This window comes from Pantoea sp. VS1 (genome assembly GCF_002207995.1).
Taxonomy (GTDB): domain Bacteria; phylum Pseudomonadota; class Gammaproteobacteria; order Enterobacterales; family Enterobacteriaceae; genus Pantoea; species Pantoea dispersa.
The window spans coordinates 71,359-89,091 of sequence record NZ_NHZE01000019.1; the positions used below are offsets into that span (position 1 = coordinate 71,359).

Below are 17,733 nucleotides of genomic sequence, written 5' to 3' on the forward strand. Positions count from 1 at the left end.
GGCAATAACTGTGCTAACGTCATTAAATTGTCCCTTGTTGAGAACGATTATGACGAAAAGCATCAAGATCCTGCTGCTGGCGGGACTCCTTGGCTTCTCCTCCACCAGTTTTGCCCTGAGCGAATCCGAAGCAGAAGATCTGGCTGACCTCACCGCGGTGTTTGTCTATCTGAAAAATGATTGCGGCTATCAGGATCTGCCCGACGCGCAGATTCGTAAAGCACTGGTGTTTTTTGCCCAGCAAAACCGCTGGGATCTGAGCAATTACAGCGCTTACAACATGAAATCCCTCGGTGAAGAGAGCTACAAAGATTTGAGCGGTATCGCCATCACCAACGACAAAAAGTGTAAGTCGCTGGCGCGCGATTCCCTCAGCCTGCTTGCCTACGTGAAATAATCCTCCGCCCTGCGCTGCTGTTAACGCCCTGACCGTGCAAGCACGGTCATAATTCGTTATGCTTTTTTCTGGCATTATTGCGCGTTAACAGCATAAGGAGCGCTCCGGCATGGCCGACAAAGAGACCTGGCATGAGACGCTGCATAGCGGCTTTGGCCAATATTTCAGCGTAGATAATCTGCTTTACCGCGATAAAACCGCGCATCAGGATCTGGTGATCTTTGAGAACGCCGCGTTTGGCCGCGTGATGGCGCTGGACGGCGTGGTGCAAACCACCGAGCGCGATGAGTTTATCTATCACGAAATGATGACGCACGTGCCGATTCTGGCGCACGGCAACGCCCGGCGCGTATTGATTATCGGCGGCGGTGACGGCGCGATGCTGCGCGAGGTCGCCCGGCATCAAAGCGTTGAGCACATCACCATGGTGGAAATTGATGCCGGCGTGGTGAATTTCTGTCAAACCTATCTGCCTAACCACAGCGCCGGCGCCTTTGACGATCCGCGTCTGCAGCTGGTGATCGACGATGGCGTTAACTTCGTCAGCCAGACGCAGGAACGGTTTGATGTGATCATCTCCGACTGTACCGATCCAATCGGTCCCGGCGAGAGCCTGTTTACCTCGGCGTTTTATGCCGGCTGCAAACAGGCACTCAATCCCGGTGGCGTGTTTGTCGCGCAGAACGGCGTCTGCTTCCTGCAGCAGGATGAAGCGGTCAACAGCCACCGCAAACTCAGCCACTATTTCGCTGACGTCAGCTTTTACCAGGCGGCGATTCCGACTTACTACGGCGGCATCATGACCTTTGCCTGGGCGAGCGATAATCCGGCGCTGCGCCAGCCGGACCTTGCGACGCTGCAGTCACGTTTTGCCGCGGCCGGACTGCCCTGCCGTTACTACACACCCCAGCTGCACATCGGCAGCTTTGCCCTGCCGCAATACCTTTTAAACGCGCTCAGCTGACCTCAGGAGGTGAACCCAATTGCAAAAGCTAAAACTACATGGCTTCAATAATCTGACCAAAAGCCTGAGTTTTTGTATCTACGACATTTGCTATGCCAATAGCGAAGCCGAACGTGATGGCTATATCGCCTATATTGATGAGCAATATAACGCCAACCGCCTGACGGAAATCCTCACCGAGACCTGCTCAATCATCGGCGCTAACGTGCTGAATATTGCGCGCCAGGATTATGAGCCGCAGGGTGCCAGCGTGACGATTCTGGTCAGCGAAGAGCCGATCAATCCGCAGGATATCGATAATTCCGAGCATCCCGGCCCGCTGCCCAGTTCGGTGGTGGCGCACCTCGACAAGAGTCACATCTGCGTGCACACCTATCCGGAGAGTCACCCGGAAGGCGGTTTATGTACCTTCCGCGCCGACATTGAAGTCTCGACCTGCGGCGTGATTTCGCCCCTGAAGGCGCTGAATTATCTCATCCACCAGCTGGAGTCGGATATCGTAACCGTGGATTACCGCGTGCGCGGCTTCACCCGCGACGTCAATGGCGTGAAGCATTTCATCGACCATGAGATCAATTCCATTCAGAACTTCATGTCCGAGGATATGAAAGCGATGTACGACATGGTGGACGTTAACGTTTATCAGGAAAACATCTTTCATACCAAGATGTTGCTGAAGGAATTTGATCTGAAGTATTACCTGTTCAACACCAAACCTGAAGAGCTGAGCCCGCAGGAGCACAAGCGCATTACCAATCTGCTGTGGAAGGAGATGCGTGAGATTTACTACGGGCGCAATATCCCGGCGACGGGATTGAAGTTGTTATAACTCCGCGCCAGCAGTGGGTGAAGGCTGCGCCGCGGTAGCGCAGCGCACGTCATTCACCCGCTGATGCGGGCGGCACATTTACGCGGTCAGCTGCAGGCCAATGCCGCGCTCGCGCAAATCACGGCATACCGCCTCATCAAGGCGGGAATCTGTCACCACATCGGTCAGGCTATCAATCGGTGCCGCGCAGTACAGCGACCATGAACCATATTTGCTGCTGTCGGCCAGCAGAATGCGCCGGCGCGCGTTGGCCAGCAGATCCATCTTCAGCCCGGCTTTGTCTTCCGTCGGCGTGGTAATACCGCGCTCAATACTCCATGAGTTACAGCTGACAAACGCGATGTCCGGATTGATACTGCGCAGCAGGCGCCGGCCGTGCTCACCAATGCACGACTGGCTGGAGTCGTCGATGCGGCCGCCGATGATGGTGGTCTCAATCTGTTTAAACTCCGACAAAAACAGCGCAATGTGCAGATCGGCGGTGATCACCCGCAGCTGCAAATGGGTCAGCTGTCGTGCCAGTTCCAGCATGGTGGTGCCGGCATCCAGCACCACCGCATCGCCGGACTGCACATAGCTGGCGGCGAACTGGGCGATGGCCTGCTTCTCCGCCAGGTTACGCTGCATCTTCTCCAGCGTGGTCGGCTGCGTCGGGATAAAGCGGTTCAGCGTGACGCCGCCGTGGCTGCGGCTAATCACCCCTTCCTTGTCCAGCTTAATCAGATCGCGGCGAATGGTGGCTGGCGAAGCAGAAATGGCGCTCACCAGCTGTTCAACAGTGACCAGATTATGACTTTTGAGATAGTCCATAATCTGGTCGAGACGGCTTTGTCCCTTCATATTTCCCTATGCAAGCTGCATCGCGAGTTTTATCGAGATCGCCATGCTCGCAGAGTTCGCTTTACCTGTCCAGGCGATATCAAATGCCGTGCCGTGGTCGGCGGAAGTGCGGATAAACGGCAGTCCCGCCGTGATGTTGACGCCATCGTAAAAACCAAGCAGTTTCAACGGGATATGCCCCTGATCGTGGTACATCGCCACTACCATATCGTACTGCCCCTGCTGGCACTGTAAAAACACCGTATCCGGCGGGCACGGGCCATGGACATCAATGCCCTGCTGCTTCATTGCCTGGATCGCTGGTGTCACCGTGGTGATCTCTTCATCACCAAACAGGCCATTCTCGCCCGCGTGCGGATTGACCCCGGCGACGGCGATGCGCGGTTGGTCATAGCCCACGCGACGCAGGAAGCTGTCAGCCATGCCGATCACCGTCTGAATACGTTCTCCGTTCAGCGTGTCGAGGAACTTACGCAGCGCGATGTGCGTGGTCACGTGGATCACTTTCAGATGGTCGGTATACAGCACCATGGCGTAATTTTTGGTATTGGTCAGCTGTGCCAGCAGTTCGGTGTGACCGGGATAAAGGTGGCCCGCCGCGTGCAGCGCCTCTTTGTTCAGCGGGGCGGTGGCAATCGCCTGCACGTCGCCCGCCAGCGCCAGTTCGGTGGCGCGCTTCACGCAGCGCCAGGCCAGATCGCCGGCCTGCTTCTGCACCTTGCCCGGCTGCAGCGCGTCAGGATCGGCCAGCGGCTCATCGATGACGTTAATGATGCCCGGTGCGAAATGCGCATCCTGCACGCTGTCCAGCACGCGCAGCTCGGCGTGCGGCGTAATATTCAACGCCAGCACCCGACGCAGCGTCGCGGCACAGCCGACCACCACCGCCGGAATGCCCGCCAGCTCCCCTTCTGCCAGTGCTTTAATGATGATTTCCGGGCTGATGCCCGCCGGATCGCCCATGGTCACCGCAATAGTGTTATTCACTCGACTTCTCCTCAATAAAACGAATGGCTTCTGCCAGGGTGTTTTCATCACCAAAGCCACCCGCTTTGGTCATCACCGGCAGGTGTAATTCACTGTTAAGCAGAACCCCGTGCGGCACACAGCCCGCCACCTGGCCCTGAATCTGAAAGCCGCTGGCCCCGAATGCCTGCGCCACTGCGATGGCCACGTCACCGCCGGAAAGAAACAGGCCGGCAGGCTGAATGTGTGCGCAGACGGCGCGCGTCAGCTGCGCCAGAAACTGGCAGATGCGCTCGCCGAGCTGCTGGCGCGTAATCTGCTGCTGCTGACACAGCTGCGCAATCGCGTGGCGCTGATCAGCCTGTTGCGTGGTGCGCACCACACAGTGCACGCCCTCGCGCAGCGCCTGGACCATCGCCTGCTGCCAGGCCGCCGCCTGCGGCCATGCCGGTGTGGCAAACAGCTGGCAAATATCAATATCAATCAAGCAGATGTCACGCTGGCTGGCGAGCCGGGCGATTTGCTGCTGCGCCATGGCGCTCATCGAACCGACTATCGCCAGCACCGGGCGAGAGGGTCGCGCAGCAAGATGCGCACCCAGCGCATCGCTTAACCCGGACGCGCCGACCAGCAGCGGACGTTCCGGCAGCGTCGCGGCAGCCGCGATAATGGCGTCGATATCCGCCTGCTGTTCCGCGTCCAGTACCAGCAGGCCCTGACTGGTCGCCAGCCGTGCGGCCAGCGTGCCACTGCGTACCGTGGCAAGATCGATCTGCTCGCCCGGCAGATCGCATTGCATCTGCAGGCGCGTCAGCACGTTACTGCTGGTCACCGGGGTTTTAGGATCGCTGGCAAATTCGGTGTCGATCAGGCGCTGTTGATGGATCCACACTTCCCCGCCGCGCGTGATGCGGCCCAGCTTTGGCACCGCCGGCACCACCAGCGCCAGCCGTTTCGCGCTGACCTGCAGCGCGGCCGCCACCTCAGCGCCTGGATTGCCGCGCAGCGTTGAGTCAATCTTCTTAAACAGCCAGCCGTGTTGCGCTATCTGCTGATGCGGCTGCATGGCGGCATGCGTGCGGCTGGCGGCTTCCGCTGCGCTGACCGCACGGCTATCGGTGCTGATCACCAGCACATCCGCAGCGCCGGCCTCCGGGGGTGTCAGGTTATTGAACAGCACGTGGACGCGCGCGCCGGCCAGCGCGAAGCCGCTGCCTGCGTCATTGGCGCCGGTAAAATCGTCGGCAATCACCAGAACGGGCGTTTTCCATGGCGATGAAGTCATTCTCTCTCCTGTCACGGCACCTTGCCGTGCTGCATTTGATTATATTCAATCATGATTGATTATATGTGAGCAAGATCAAATTAATTGAAATCGATATCGCCTATAAATTTAGCCTCAGAAAGGGATACACCCCGCACAGCATTGAGCAAACCTAATCATAATGTGCAAAACCGTTATAAGGGCATGACATGAATATCAACAGCACCGTGATCAGTGGCTATCAGGCTCTGAACGATCTCAGCTATTTACTGCAGGATAAGCAGAAGGCGTTGCTGGTCACGGATAAAAACATTCTGGGCATTCCGGCGGTGCAGGCGCTTATCGCCCGGCTGCAGCAGCAGATCGCCAGCCTGAGCCTGATTGATACGGTGCCGCCCGAGCCGAGCCAGCATGATGTGGCGGCGATTGTTGCGGCGCTGCCGCACGGCGACGTCGATCTGGTGATCGGCATTGGCGGCGGCAGCGTACTGGATGTGGCCAAGCTGCTGTCCGTGCTATGCGTGGCCGATGCGCCAACCCTGACGGCGCTGCTGGCCGGTGAGAAGCCGCACACGCGTACCGCTTCTTTACTGATCCCGACCACGGCCGGTACCGGCTCGGAAGCCACGCCCAACGCCATCCTTGCCATTCCGGAGAAAGAGACCAAGGTCGGTATTATTTCGCCGGTGATGCTGCCGGACTACGTGGCGCTGATTCCGGAACTGACCACCAGCATGCCGGCGCACATCGCCTCGTCGACAGGGATTGATGCGCTGTGTCACCTGATTGAGTGCTTCACCGCCACCGTGGCCAATCCGGTGAGTGATAACTATGCGCTGATCGGCATGAAAAAGCTGTTCGCCAGCCTCGAAAAGACCCTTGCCGAACCGGACAACCTGGAAGCACGGCTGAATATGTTGTGGGCGTCCTACTACGGCGGAGCGGCGATCGCCCATGCCGGGACACACCTGGTGCACGCCATGTCGTATCCGCTGGGCGGCAAGTATCATCTGCCGCACGGCGTGGCCAACGCCATTCTGCTGGCGCCGTGCATGCAGTTTGTGCGTCCGGCGGCGGTGAGCAAGTTCGCGCAGGCCTACGATCTGCTGCCGGATGCCGATAGCGCACTGGATGAAGAGGCCAAATCGCACGCGCTGGTGGCCTATTTCGCCGCGCTGGTGCAGCGCCTTAAACTGCCTGCCAGCCTGGAAGCACTGGGCATCGGGCCGGATCATCTGCCGTATCTGGTCGAAGCCGCGCTGGACGTGCAGCGCCTGATGAAGAATGTACCGATGAAAGTCAGCGCCGACGATGTGCGCAACGTCTACCTGACGCTGTTTCCGGCGTTAAATCACTCAGCATGAGCGGGGAAATCATGAGCAACAACATTCAGGGCGTACTGACCGCCATCGTCACCACTTTTGATCGCGACGGAGCTTACAATCCTGCCGCGCAGCGTGAACAGATTCGGCGTCAGCTGAGCGCCGGTAACGGTATTTTCTGCGGCGGCACCAACGGGGAGTTTTTCGTGCTGAACGAGCAGGAGAAGCTGGCGGTGACCGAGACCTGCGTCGACGAAGTAAACGGCAGCGCACCGGTGGTGGCGCACATTGGCGAGATCTCGACGCGTGAGACTATCCGGCTGGGCAGGCAGGTGGCAAAGCTGGGCGTGGATGCCGTCTCGGTGATCACCCCTTACTTTGTCCCGCTTAAACAGGAAGAGCTGATTGATCACTACCGTGCCGTGGCCGACGCCCTCGACGTCCCGCTGTTTCTCTACAACATTCCGGCGCGCACCGGTAATACGCTGCTGCCGGAAACCGTGCGCACGCTGGCAGCGCATCCCAACATCATTGGCATCAAAGACAGCGCCGGCAGCTACGAAAGCCTGAGCGGCTTTCTGCAGGCAGCGGCAGGTATTGCGCATTTCAACGTGCTGAACGGGCCGGATTCACTGATTCATCAGGGCTTCGTCGATGGCTGTTCCGCCTGTATTTCCGGGCTGGCTAACGTGGCGCCGAAAGAGATTAACGCCATCTGGGCGCGCTTCCATGCCGGTGACATCGCCGGATCGCGCGCCGCTCAGGAGAACGTCACCGGCCTGCGTACCGATCTCTACAGCATTGGTTTTTCCCCGGCGGCGGTGAAAAAAGCCGTGGCGCTGCTCGGCTATGAGGTCGGCGACAGCCGCTATGCGGTGCGCTTCTCTGCCGCAGAGGAGCAGAAAATCCGCCAGATCGTGAATCAGTATTTGCAGTAAAGCCAGTAAATTCAAAGCACTTACCGCACGTAGCTGTGGTAGCGGCGCGATTCATCGCGCAACACAGGCGCCACTCCCCCTTGCCGCCATCAGGGTTAGGGTTAATCTGACGGTGGCGGGGCGGATTCAGGCAGCGATGGCTGCTGTTATTAATACCGGGACGCATTTGCTATGAAAGTCATCTGTACTTCACCTTCGTTCGCCCGCTATGACGCCGCGCCGATCGACACACTGCGCCAGCAGGGCTTTGAGCTGATTACGCTGCCCGCCGACGCGCCGCTCAGCGCGCTGGCGCCGCATCTCGCCGACACCGTCGCCCTGATCGTGGCCTTTACCGAGGTCAACGATGCGCTGCTGTCGCTGGCACCGCAGCTGAAAATTGTCTGCAAGCACGGCGTGGGCGTCGATAACATCGACCTCGACGCAACGCGTGCGCGCGGTATTTACGTGACGAACGTGCCGGACGCGAACAAACACGCGGTTGCCGATTTCGCCTTTGCGCTGATTCTCAATAGCGCGCGCCAGATCACCACCGCCGCAATAGAGACCCGCGCCGGCCACTGGCCACGCATTTTTGCCACCGACGTCTACGGCAAAACGCTCGGCATCATCGGCCTGGGCAATATCGGTAAGCAGGTGGCACTGCGCGCTAAAGGCTTCAATATGCGCATCCTCGCCTTCGATTTTTACCCCGATGACGCCTTCGCCGCCGAACACGGCGTGACGTTTGTCAGCCTCGATCAGCTGACGGAGCACAGCGACTTCATCACCTTACATATGCCGCTCACCGACCAGACGCAAAACCTGTTCGATGCTGCGCGCCTGAAGCGCATGAAGAAGAGCGCGTTTCTCATCAACGCGTCACGCGGTGGCGTGGTGAATGAGCAGGATCTCTACCAGGCATTGCAGGATAACGTGATTGCCGGTGCGGCGGCAGATGTCTTTATGCAGGAGCCGCTGGCGCAGCATCCGCTGTTCACCCTGAGCAACTTTATCCCCACGGCGCACCTTGCCGGATATACCGACGGTGCCATCAGCGCCATTGGTGAACGCTGCGTGACGCAGATTGTGCAGTGTATAAAACAGGGCGAACGCCCGATGAATGTCATGAACGGGCTGGCCTGACGCCGCCCTCCTCTGTCACCCTTTTCGCGTGGATAATGATTATGACCAACACCGCACGCTCAACACGCATCAGATGGTGGATCGCCGGCCTGATGTGGCTGGCCATTGCCATTAACTATATTGATCGTACCGTACTCTCTGCCGCCGCACCGCACCTGATCACCGAGCTCGACATCAATCCGGAAATGATGGGCTTTATCATGGCGGCGTTTTTCTGGTCCTATGCGCTGTTGCAGATCCCGGCAGGCTGGTTTGCCGACCGCTTCGGCCAGAAAAAAGGCCTCGGTATCGCTGTCGGCTGGTGGTCGATTGCCACCATGGCGATGGGGCTCGCCACCGGCTTTAAATCGCTGCTGGCGCTGCGTCTGGCGCTCGGCGTGGGTGAAGCAGCGGCTTATCCCAGCAACGCCGGTATTACCGCGCGCTGGTTCCCGGATCGCGAGCGCGCCACCGTCTCCGGCCTGTTCGACAGCGCATCAAAATTTGGCGGGGCCGTCGCCATGCCGCTGATCGTCTTTATGATCGCGCTGTTTGACTGGCGTCTGACCTTTCTGGCGATTGGTGCCGTCGGGCTGATTTGGGTCATCGCCTGGTACTTCATTTATGCCGAGAACCCGGAAGACCACAAAGCGATCAGCGCCGATGAAGTGCGCCTGATCCGCGATGGCCAGGCGCAGAAGCACGGCGATAAGAACGTGCGGCCGATGAAGTGGTACAAGCTGCTGCGTTACCGCAACATCTGGGCGATGTGTATTGGCTTCTTCACCATCAATTACACCTCCTACTTCTTTATCACCTGGCTGCCAACCTACCTGGTGAAAGACAAAGGGATGGATTTCCTGAAAATGGGCATGGTGGCGGCGCTGCCGCTGATCTGCGGCATGGTGATTGAAGTGCTGGCGGGCTGGGCGTCGGACCGTATGGTGCACAAAAAAGTGCTGTCGCTGACCGCCACGCGCAAGCTGTTCCTGACGATTGGCCTGCTGATGGCGCTGTGCATCGGGTTCGCGCCGTTCACCGATTCCGTGTTCATGACGGTACTGCTGCTGTGTATTGCCAAGTCCGGCACCACCGTCGCGGCCTCTCAGGTGTGGGCGTTGCCGGGCGATGTTGCGCCCACCAACAGCGTGTCAATTGTTGCCGGGCTGCAGAATACCGTCTCCAATATGGGCGGCGCGGTCGGGCCGATCATTACCGGCGCTATCGTCGGTGCCACCGGCCACTTTACCTGGGCGCTGGTGTTCTCGGCGGTGCTGGTGGTGATCGGAATCCTTAACTACCTGTTCCTGCTCGGCAAGGTCGAACCGATTGTGGATGAGGAACCTTTATCCCACGCCCGTTCCGCCATTAACGGCGTGTAACCTGCGTAACGGCAGTGGCGCCCCGGCTGCGGGCGCCCGTTAGCGGCCGGCCATAAACCGGCGATAAGCAGCAATCACCGCAAGAAAATCCTCCACGCCGCAGAACGACAGGCTCTCCTCATCGTAATAAGTCATGCCCTCTTCCAGGCCGTCATCCTCTAACGCCAGCTGATTGGCGCGGATCATCACCTCTTCCTCATCCAGCCACAGCGTATATTCGTGCCCGACGCGCTGCCACTGCTGCTGTGTGCCTTTGACTGCACGCACCGCGGCTTCGACTTCATCCAGCAGCGCAAAGTTCTCTTTCACTTCTTCATTGAACCAGTGCCCCACCGCTTCGTGGTCCATCGACATGCGCACCCGGACCTGACCGGTCACGTCACGCAGAAATTCATATTCCATGTTGGCCTCATACCAGTGGCGCGCCAGACGGCACGCTTTCGTGCATTTTGTGCGCAGTGCGCGCAAGAAAGTGGGATCGCGCTCGCATTATGCCTGGAGACGGCGAGGGAAAAAAGCGCATAAAAAAAGGGACGATGCGCTCGTCCCTTTTTTACTGGCAGGCGTATTTTACACCGCGGTCTGGAAAATCACTCCATCCGCTTTTTCGGTGTACTGGCCCAGCTGATCGAAGTTCAGGTAGCGGTAGGTATCGGCAGCGGTTTTATCCACCTGCACCATAAACTGCTGATACTCGTCCGGCGTAGGCAGTTTACCCAGCAGGGAAGCGACCGCGGCCAGCTCGGCTGATGCCAGGAACACATTGGCACCGGTACCCAGACGGTTCGGGAAGTTACGGGTCGAGGTGGAAACCACCGTCGCGCCGTCTTTCACGCGCGCCTGGTTACCCATGCACAGTGAACAGCCCGGAATCTCGATACGCGCACCACTTTTACCAAAGACGCTGTAGTAGCCCTCTTCCGTCAGCTGCGCGGCATCCATCTTGGTTGGCGGCGCCACCCACAGGCGGGTCGGCAGCTGGCCTTTGTGCGCGTCCAGCAGTTTGCCTGCCGCACGGAAGTGACCGATGTTGGTCATGCACGAACCGATGAACACTTCGTCGATCTTCTCGCCCTGCACGTCAGACAGCCAGCGTGCGTCGTCCGGATCGTTCGGCGCACACAGGATTGGCTCTTTGATTTCCGCCAGATCGATTTCGATCACCGCTGCGTATTCCGCATCGGCATCGGCTTCCAGCAGTTGCGGATCGGCCAGCCATTTTTCCATGCCCTGAATACGGCGCTCCAGCGTACGACGGTCGCCGTAACCTTCGGAGATCATCCACTTCAGCAGCACGATGTTGGAGTTCAGATACTCGATGATCGGCTCTTTATCCAGCTTGATGGTACAACCCGCCGCAGAACGCTCGGCCGAGGCATCGGTCAGCTCAAACGCCTGCTCAACTTTCAGCTTCGGCAGACCTTCGATTTCCAGCACGCGACCGGAGAAGATGTTTTTCTTGCCTTTCTTCTCAACGGTCAGCAGGCCCTGCTTGATGGCGTACAGCGGAATCGCATGCACCAGATCGCGCAGCGTGATGCCCGGCTGCATTTCGCCTTTAAAGCGAACCAGCACTGACTCCGGCATATCCAGAGGCATTACGCCCGTCGCCGCGGCAAACGCCACCAGACCAGAACCGGCCGGGAACGAGATGCCAATCGGGAAGCGGGTGTGTGAGTCACCGCCGGTGCCGACGGTATCCGGCAGCAGCATACGGTTCAGCCAGCTGTGAATCACGCCATCGCCTGGACGCAGCGAAACACCGCCACGGTTCATGATGAAGTCCGGCAGCGTGTGGTGTGTAGTGACATCGACCGGCTTCGGATAAGCGGCGGTGTGACAGAAGGACTGCATCACCAGATCGGAGGAGAAGCCCAGACACGCCAGATCTTTCAGTTCATCACGGGTCATCGGACCGGTGGTGTCCTGAGAGCCGACCGAGGTCATTTTTGGTTCACAGTAGGCGCCAGGACGAATCCCTGCCACGCCGCAGGCGCGGCCCACCATTTTCTGCGCCAGCGAGTAACCACGGTTGCTTTCGGCCACATCTTTGGCTTTGGTGAACACATCGCTGTGCGGCAGACCCAGCGACTCACGCGCTTTGGTGGTCAGGCCGCGACCGATAATCAGCGGAATACGGCCACCGGCGCGCACTTCATCCAGCAGCACGTCGGTTTTCAGCGCAAAGGTCGCCAGCAGTTCATTGGTCTCGTGATTGCGTACTTCACCCTTGTATGGGTAAACGTCAATCACATCGCCCATGTTCAGGCGCTCAACGTCGAGTTCGATCGGCAGCGCGCCAGCATCTTCCATGGTGTTGAAGAAGATCGGCGCAATTTTACCGCCGAGGCACAGACCGCCGCCTTTTTTGTTCGGCACATACGGAATGTCGTCACCCATGAACCACAGCACTGAGTTGGTCGCGGACTTACGTGAAGAACCGGTACCAACCACGTCACCGACGTAGGTCAGCGGGAAGCCTTTCTGCTGCAGTGCTTCAATCTGTTTGATCGGGCCAACGTTGCCAACATCGTCGGGTTCGATGCCGTCACGTGGGTTTTTCAGCATCGCCAGCGCGTGCAGTGGAATATCCGGACGTGACCATGCATCCGGCGCCGGAGAGAGGTCGTCGGTGTTGGTTTCGCCGGTCACTTTGAACACGGTAGTGGTGATTTTTTCTGCCAGCTTAGGACGCTTAAGGAACCATTCCGCGTCAGCCCAGGACTGAAGGATTTTCTTCGCGTGGGGATTACCCGCTTTGGCTTTCTCTTCGACGTCGTAGAAGTTATCGAACATCAGCAGCGTGTGGGACAGTGCTTCAGCGGCAATCGGTGCCAGAGCCTCATCGTCAAGCGCCTCGATCAGCGCATGGATGTTGTAGCCGCCCTGCATGGTGCCCAGCAGTTCGACTGCTTTTTCACGAGTGACCAGAGGAGAGTGGGCTTCGCCCTTTGCGATAGCTGCCAGGAATCCGGCTTTTACATACGCCGCTTCATCAACACCCGGCGGGACACGGTTGACCAGCAGGTCAGTCAGGAATTCTTCTTCACCCGCTGGCGGGTTTTTCAGCAGTTCAACCAGCGCGGCCATCTGGGAAGCATCTAACGGCTTAGGTACGATTCCCTGGGCAGCACGCTCGGCAACGTGCTTACGGTATTCTTCTAGCACGACGTTCTCCTCGCTCTCATTGTATAGCTTTCCGGTGCACCTGTTGATGCTGTCAAACAGTAGGGTGAGGTGCCCGGTTCTGCGTCGGCCAGCATAGCAGGATTTCGGCTGATTGTTAATCCGTTTACAAAAAAGCAACATCCGCGCGTTATTTAGCAGATTTGTCTGCGCTTTGCGCCAGGAGAGAAGCCAGAGCGGCTCTGGTAGTGCCTGTTCGCGCCTGTGCCGATAGCCAGCGGAGCCAGGTTGTAGCGCATAATTTGTTGCATCCGGCCTTCATAAAGCGAATCCATAACCTGCAATCCCCTTTCAGGCCGGTTCATTCACTTTTGGTTATGTGCTGATGCGCTTGCACTAAACGGCTACCGTTCAGCTTCCCACACACGTTTTCCTGAGGAAAAATTAATACCAAATCACCTGATAAATATTGAACGCAATGCCTTGCGCACATCTAATTAATTATCAACGCAGTGCCGGTTTAAATGAATCTTTAAACTTAGTCACTCAATTAAAATACACCCTTAAAAAATAACTGCGATTTAAAAAAGAGATAAAAAATAAAAGAGGAAATGATAAATAAATAGCGTAGACTGCCTGCGGGCGCTTGAGGCTATCTGCCTTAAGATCTGCAAAAGAAATTGGGGTGGATGGTGGAAGGTGAACCGTGCGATTAATTTTCATTAACCGCACGGGTGAGCCACTACCCAAAACACCCAGACAGTGTAAGGGTAGTGGCTTGCTCGTGCTAATGCAAGGAGTAAGTGATTATGAAGGTGAAATTCAGCACGCTGATTATCAGCGGGCTCATCCTGTTAGGTTTATGCCTGGCAAATCGCAGTTCACTGTGTGAATTACGATTGCGGATATTCGCGGCTGAATTATCGGCTGTCATGGCTTACGAAGCACAACAGTAAACTTCAATAGCGGAGGGTTTCCTCCGCTATTCCGGCATCGTTTAAGGTGATGCTCCTGCGCCCACTTTTATCTATTCAACTTACGTTTTCAATTAATAAAAAAACGGCTCCTTACAGGAGCCGTTAATTAACCTAAGCCTCAGGCGAAATTATTTCTTTTTCGCTTTCGGATTTGGCAGGTCAGTAATGCTACCTTCAAACACTTCCGCCGCCAGGCCAACCGATTCGTGCAGGGTTGGGTGCGCGTGGATGGTCAGCGCGATATCTTCGGCATCACAACCCATCTCGATAGCCAGACCGATTTCACCCAGCAGCTCGCCGCCGTTGGTACCGACAATCGCGCCACCAATAACACGGTGCGTCTCTTTGTCGAAGATCAGTTTGGTCATACCGTCTGCACAGTCAGACGCGATAGCACGGCCCGATGCCGCCCACGGGAAGGTGGACACTTCGTAGCTGATGCCTTTCTCTTTGGCTTCTTTCTCGGTCAGACCCACCCAGGCCACTTCTGGCTCGGTATAAGCGATAGAAGGGATCACTTTCGGGTCGAAGTAGTGCTTCAGACCGGAAATCACTTCTGCCGCCACGTGACCTTCGTGCACGCCTTTGTGCGCCAGCATTGGCTGACCGACGATGTCACCGATAGCATAGATGTGTGGCACGTTGGTGCGCATCTGTTTGTCGACGCGGATAAAGCCGCGATCGTCCACTTCCACGCCTGCTTTGCCAGCATCCAGACCTTTACCGTTCGGTACACGGCCAATCGCCACCAGCACTGCGTCGTAACGCTGTGGTTCAGCCGGCGCTTTTTTACCTTCCATGGATACGTAGATACCGTCGTCTTTCGCTTCTACCGCGGTGACTTTGGTTTCCAGCATCAGGTTGAATTTCTTGCTGATACGCTTGGTGAACACTTTCACCACGTCTTTATCGGCGGCCGGGATCACCTGGTCAAACATCTCGACCACGTCGATCTCTGAACCCAGCGCATGGTAGACGGTACCCATCTCCAGACCGATGATGCCACCACCCATAACCAGCAGACGCTTCGGAACTTCTTTCAGCTCCAGCGCATCGGTAGAGTCCCACACGCGCGGATCGTTATGTGGAATGAAAGGCAGTTCGATTGGACGCGAGCCTGCAGCGATGATGGCGTTGTCAAAGTTGATGGTGGTTGCGCCACCTTCCCCTTCTACCACCAGCGTATTGGCACCGGTGAATTTACCCAGACCGTTGACCACTTTCACTTTGCGGCCTTTTGCCATGCCAGCCAGACCGCCGGTCAGCTGAGTGATGACTTTCTCTTTCCAGGTACGGATTTTGTTGATGTCAGTCTGCGGCTGGCCAAACACGATACCGTGCTCTTCCAGAGCCTTAGCTTCTTCGATGACTTTCGCCACGTGCAGCAGCGCTTTTGACGGGATACAGCCGACGTTCAGACAGACACCACCGAGGGTGCTGTAGCGCTCTACCAGTACGGTTTCCAGACCTAAATCAGCGCAACGGAAGGCTGCAGAGTAACCTGCAGGACCTGCCCCAAGTACCACGACTTGAGTTTTAATCTCTGTACTCATCATGACCTCTTGTTAGATTGCCGGCGGTCAAAAGCGACCCTTTCCCAGGCTCTTGATGCCCTATCTCCACCGGGACATTTCACCGCGAGAGTTTACAGAATTGTTAACAAACTGCCAACCGCGGCAACTCCGAATGCTTACAACAAGGCCGGCATTTGCCGGCCTTGATTAACGTCACATCACCAGACGGCGAATATCAGACAGCATATTGTTAATGATGGTGATGAAGCGCGCACCATCCGCACCGTCGATGACGCGGTGGTCGAACGACAGCGAAATCGGCATCATCAGGCGCGGAGCGAACTCTTTGCCGTTCCACACCGGCTCCATCGCCGACTTAGACACCCCGAGGATAGCCACTTCCGGCGCGTTAACAATTGGCGCGAAGTGCGTGGTGCCCAGGCCGCCAAGGCTGGAGATGGTGAAGCAGCCGCCCTGCATATCGCTGGCAGTCAGTTTGCCATCACGCGCTTTCTTCGACGTCGCCATCAGCTCACGCGACAGCTCAGTGATGCCTTTCTTGTTCACGTCTTTGAACACCGGAACCACCAGACCGTTTGGCGTATCGACCGCCACACCGATGTTGATGTACTTTTTCAGCGTCAGCTTCTGGCCATCTTCCGACAGCGAGCTGTTGAAACGTGGCATCTGCTCCAGTGCCGCGGCGACCGCTTTCATGATGAACACCACCGGGGTGAACTTCACGTCCAGCTTGCGCTTCTCGGCTTCCGCATTCTGCTGCTTACGGAACGCTTCCAGATCGGTGATATCGGTTTTGTCGAAATGGGTCACATGCGGAATCATTACCCAGTTACGGCTCAGGTTAGCGCCCGAGATTTTCTGGATACGACCCAGTTCCACTTCTTCGATTTCGCCGAACTTGCTGAAGTCCACTTTCGGCCATGGCAGCATGCCCGGAATACCGCCGCCTGCGGCCGCAGCCGGTGCCGCTTCAGCGCGTTTCACCGCGTCTTTCACGTAAGCCTGCACGTCCTCTTTGAGGATGCGACCTTTACGGCCGGTGCCTTTGACTTTCGCCAGGTTAACACCGAACTCGCGCGCCAGGCGACGAATCACCGGCGTGGCGTGCACGTAAGCGTCGTTTTCAGCAAATTCGCTCTTCACATCGGCTTTCGCCGCTGCTGGCGCAGCTGCAGCAGCCGGTTTGGCTTCTGCAGCGGGTGCAGCTTCCTGTTTCGCATCCGGTGCCGCAGCAGCCGGCGCAGCGCCTTCTACTTCGAACACCATGATAAGCGAACCGGTGCTGACTTTATCGCCGGTAGCCACTTTCAGCGCTTTAACCGTACCGGCAAACGGCGCCGGAACTTCCATTGACGCTTTATCGCCTTCCACCACGATCAGTGACTGCTCAGCCTCAACTTTATCGCCTACTTTGACCAGCACTTCGGTGACTTCCACTTCGTCGCCGCCGATATCCGGGACGTTAACGTCTTTGGCACCCGCAGCCGCGGCTGGCGCGGAGGCCGCCGCTTCTTTCACGGCAGGTTTGGCAGCCGCTGCTGGCGCCGCGCCTTCGGCTTCAAAGATCATGATCAGTGAACCGGTGTTCACCTTGTCGCCCGTGGCGATTTTGATCTCTTTCACCACACCGGCAAACGGTGCAGGCACTTCCATGGAGGCTTTGTCGCCTTCGACGGTGATCAGCGATTGCTCAGCCGCCACTTTGTCGCCCACTTTAACCAGAATTTCAGTGACTTCGACTTCGTCGCCGCCGATATCCGGTACGTTAACGTCTTTCGCTTCGCTGGCGGCGGCCGCAGCAGGTGCGGCTTCCGCTGGTTTCTCTTCGGCGGCCGGTGCCGCAGCAGCTGCACCTTCGGCGTCGAAAATCATGATCAGTGAACCGGTATTCACTTTGTCACCGGTCGCGATTTTGATCTCTTTAACCACGCCGGCCTGCGGCGAAGGCACTTCCATCGAGGCTTTATCGCCTTCCACGGTGATCAGCGACTGTTCGGCTTCAACCTTGTCACCCACCCTGACCAGAATCTCGGTGACTTCAACTTCGTCTGACCCGATATCCGGTACGTTAATTTCGATAGCCATTACT

General features: G+C 57.4%; 15 protein-coding genes. 8 read left to right on the forward strand and 7 right to left on the reverse strand.

From position 1 onward, the window contains the following. Positions 1-49: 49 nt before the first annotated feature. From CBW22_RS10950 to speD, 3 genes are all read left to right on the forward strand, one after another. Positions 50-397: a YacC family pilotin-like protein gene (locus tag CBW22_RS10950; protein WP_021507525.1), complete on the forward strand. Its 348-nt coding sequence runs from the start codon at positions 50-52 to the stop codon at positions 395-397. 109 nt (positions 398-506) lie between these two features. Then, positions 507-1,361, forward strand: a complete 855-nt coding sequence (gene speE / locus CBW22_RS10955; RefSeq protein ID WP_088516639.1) for a polyamine aminopropyltransferase — start codon at positions 507-509, stop codon at positions 1,359-1,361. Between the two features lie 19 nt (positions 1,362-1,380). Then, positions 1,381-2,190: an adenosylmethionine decarboxylase gene (gene speD / locus CBW22_RS10960; RefSeq protein ID WP_021507527.1), complete on the forward strand. Its 810-nt coding sequence runs from the start codon at positions 1,381-1,383 to the stop codon at positions 2,188-2,190. A gap of 78 nt (positions 2,191-2,268) precedes the next feature. Here the strand turns inward: speD and CBW22_RS10965 are convergent, their stop codons facing one another. From CBW22_RS10965 to dtnK, 3 genes are read right to left on the reverse strand one after another with little or no spacing between them, the layout of a single operon-like run. Continuing rightward, complete coding sequence (locus CBW22_RS10965) at positions 2,269-3,030, reverse strand: DeoR/GlpR family DNA-binding transcription regulator (RefSeq protein ID WP_022547144.1); 762 nt, start codon at positions 3,028-3,030, stop codon at positions 2,269-2,271. A 6-nt stretch (positions 3,031-3,036) separates the two neighbouring features. Beyond that, positions 3,037-4,065 (reverse strand): D-threonate 4-phosphate dehydrogenase, encoded by a 1,029-nt coding sequence (locus CBW22_RS10970; protein ID WP_441339111.1) that lies wholly within the window; start codon positions 4,063-4,065, stop codon positions 3,037-3,039. Then, positions 4,010-5,281: a D-threonate kinase gene (dtnK, locus tag CBW22_RS10975; RefSeq protein ID WP_088516641.1), complete on the reverse strand. Its 1,272-nt coding sequence runs from the start codon at positions 5,279-5,281 to the stop codon at positions 4,010-4,012. The genes CBW22_RS10970 and dtnK overlap by 56 nt, the downstream gene beginning before the upstream one ends. A gap of 188 nt (positions 5,282-5,469) precedes the next feature. Between dtnK and CBW22_RS10980 the strand changes: the two genes are divergently transcribed. From CBW22_RS10980 to CBW22_RS10995, 4 genes are all read left to right on the forward strand, one after another. Further along, entirely contained in the window at positions 5,470-6,624 is a 1,155-nt protein-coding gene (locus CBW22_RS10980) for an iron-containing alcohol dehydrogenase (protein WP_058774814.1), read from the forward strand. 11 nt (positions 6,625-6,635) lie between these two features. Further along, positions 6,636-7,520: a dihydrodipicolinate synthase family protein gene (locus CBW22_RS10985; protein WP_088516661.1), complete on the forward strand. Its 885-nt coding sequence runs from the start codon at positions 6,636-6,638 to the stop codon at positions 7,518-7,520. Between the two features lie 171 nt (positions 7,521-7,691). Further along, positions 7,692-8,645: a phosphoglycerate dehydrogenase gene (locus CBW22_RS10990; protein ID WP_088516642.1), complete on the forward strand. Its 954-nt coding sequence runs from the start codon at positions 7,692-7,694 to the stop codon at positions 8,643-8,645. Positions 8,646-8,686: 41 nt separating this feature from the next. After that, the gene (locus CBW22_RS10995) at positions 8,687-10,006 is read left to right on the forward strand and encodes an MFS transporter (protein ID WP_021507533.1); all 1,320 of its coding nucleotides are present in this window, start codon (positions 8,687-8,689) and stop codon (positions 10,004-10,006) included. A gap of 39 nt (positions 10,007-10,045) precedes the next feature. On the opposite strand, the gene yacL is transcribed toward CBW22_RS10995, so the two are convergent. Together yacL and acnB are read right to left on the reverse strand one after the other, a co-directional pair. Further along, positions 10,046-10,408 carry a protein YacL gene (gene yacL / locus CBW22_RS11000; RefSeq protein ID WP_031279698.1) on the reverse strand — a complete coding sequence of 121 codons (363 nt, stop codon included), beginning with the start codon at positions 10,406-10,408 and terminating at the stop codon, positions 10,046-10,048. Between the two features lie 168 nt (positions 10,409-10,576). After that, positions 10,577-13,174 carry a bifunctional aconitate hydratase 2/2-methylisocitrate dehydratase gene (gene acnB / locus CBW22_RS11005; protein WP_088516643.1) on the reverse strand — a complete coding sequence of 866 codons (2,598 nt, stop codon included), beginning with the start codon at positions 13,172-13,174 and terminating at the stop codon, positions 10,577-10,579. 767 nt (positions 13,175-13,941) lie between these two features. Here acnB and CBW22_RS26930 point away from each other — a divergent pair. Beyond that, positions 13,942-14,088, forward strand: coding sequence for a Hok/Gef family protein (locus tag CBW22_RS26930; protein WP_021314460.1), 147 nt, complete (start codon positions 13,942-13,944; stop codon positions 14,086-14,088). 149 nt (positions 14,089-14,237) lie between these two features. Here the strand turns inward: CBW22_RS26930 and lpdA are convergent, their stop codons facing one another. After that, complete coding sequence (lpdA, locus tag CBW22_RS11010; protein WP_021507536.1) at positions 14,238-15,662, reverse strand: dihydrolipoyl dehydrogenase; 1,425 nt, start codon at positions 15,660-15,662, stop codon at positions 14,238-14,240. Positions 15,663-15,836: 174 nt separating this feature from the next. Beyond that, complete coding sequence (gene aceF / locus CBW22_RS11015) at positions 15,837-17,729, reverse strand: pyruvate dehydrogenase complex dihydrolipoyllysine-residue acetyltransferase (protein ID WP_088516644.1); 1,893 nt, start codon at positions 17,727-17,729, stop codon at positions 15,837-15,839. Positions 17,730-17,733 lie beyond the last annotated feature (4 nt).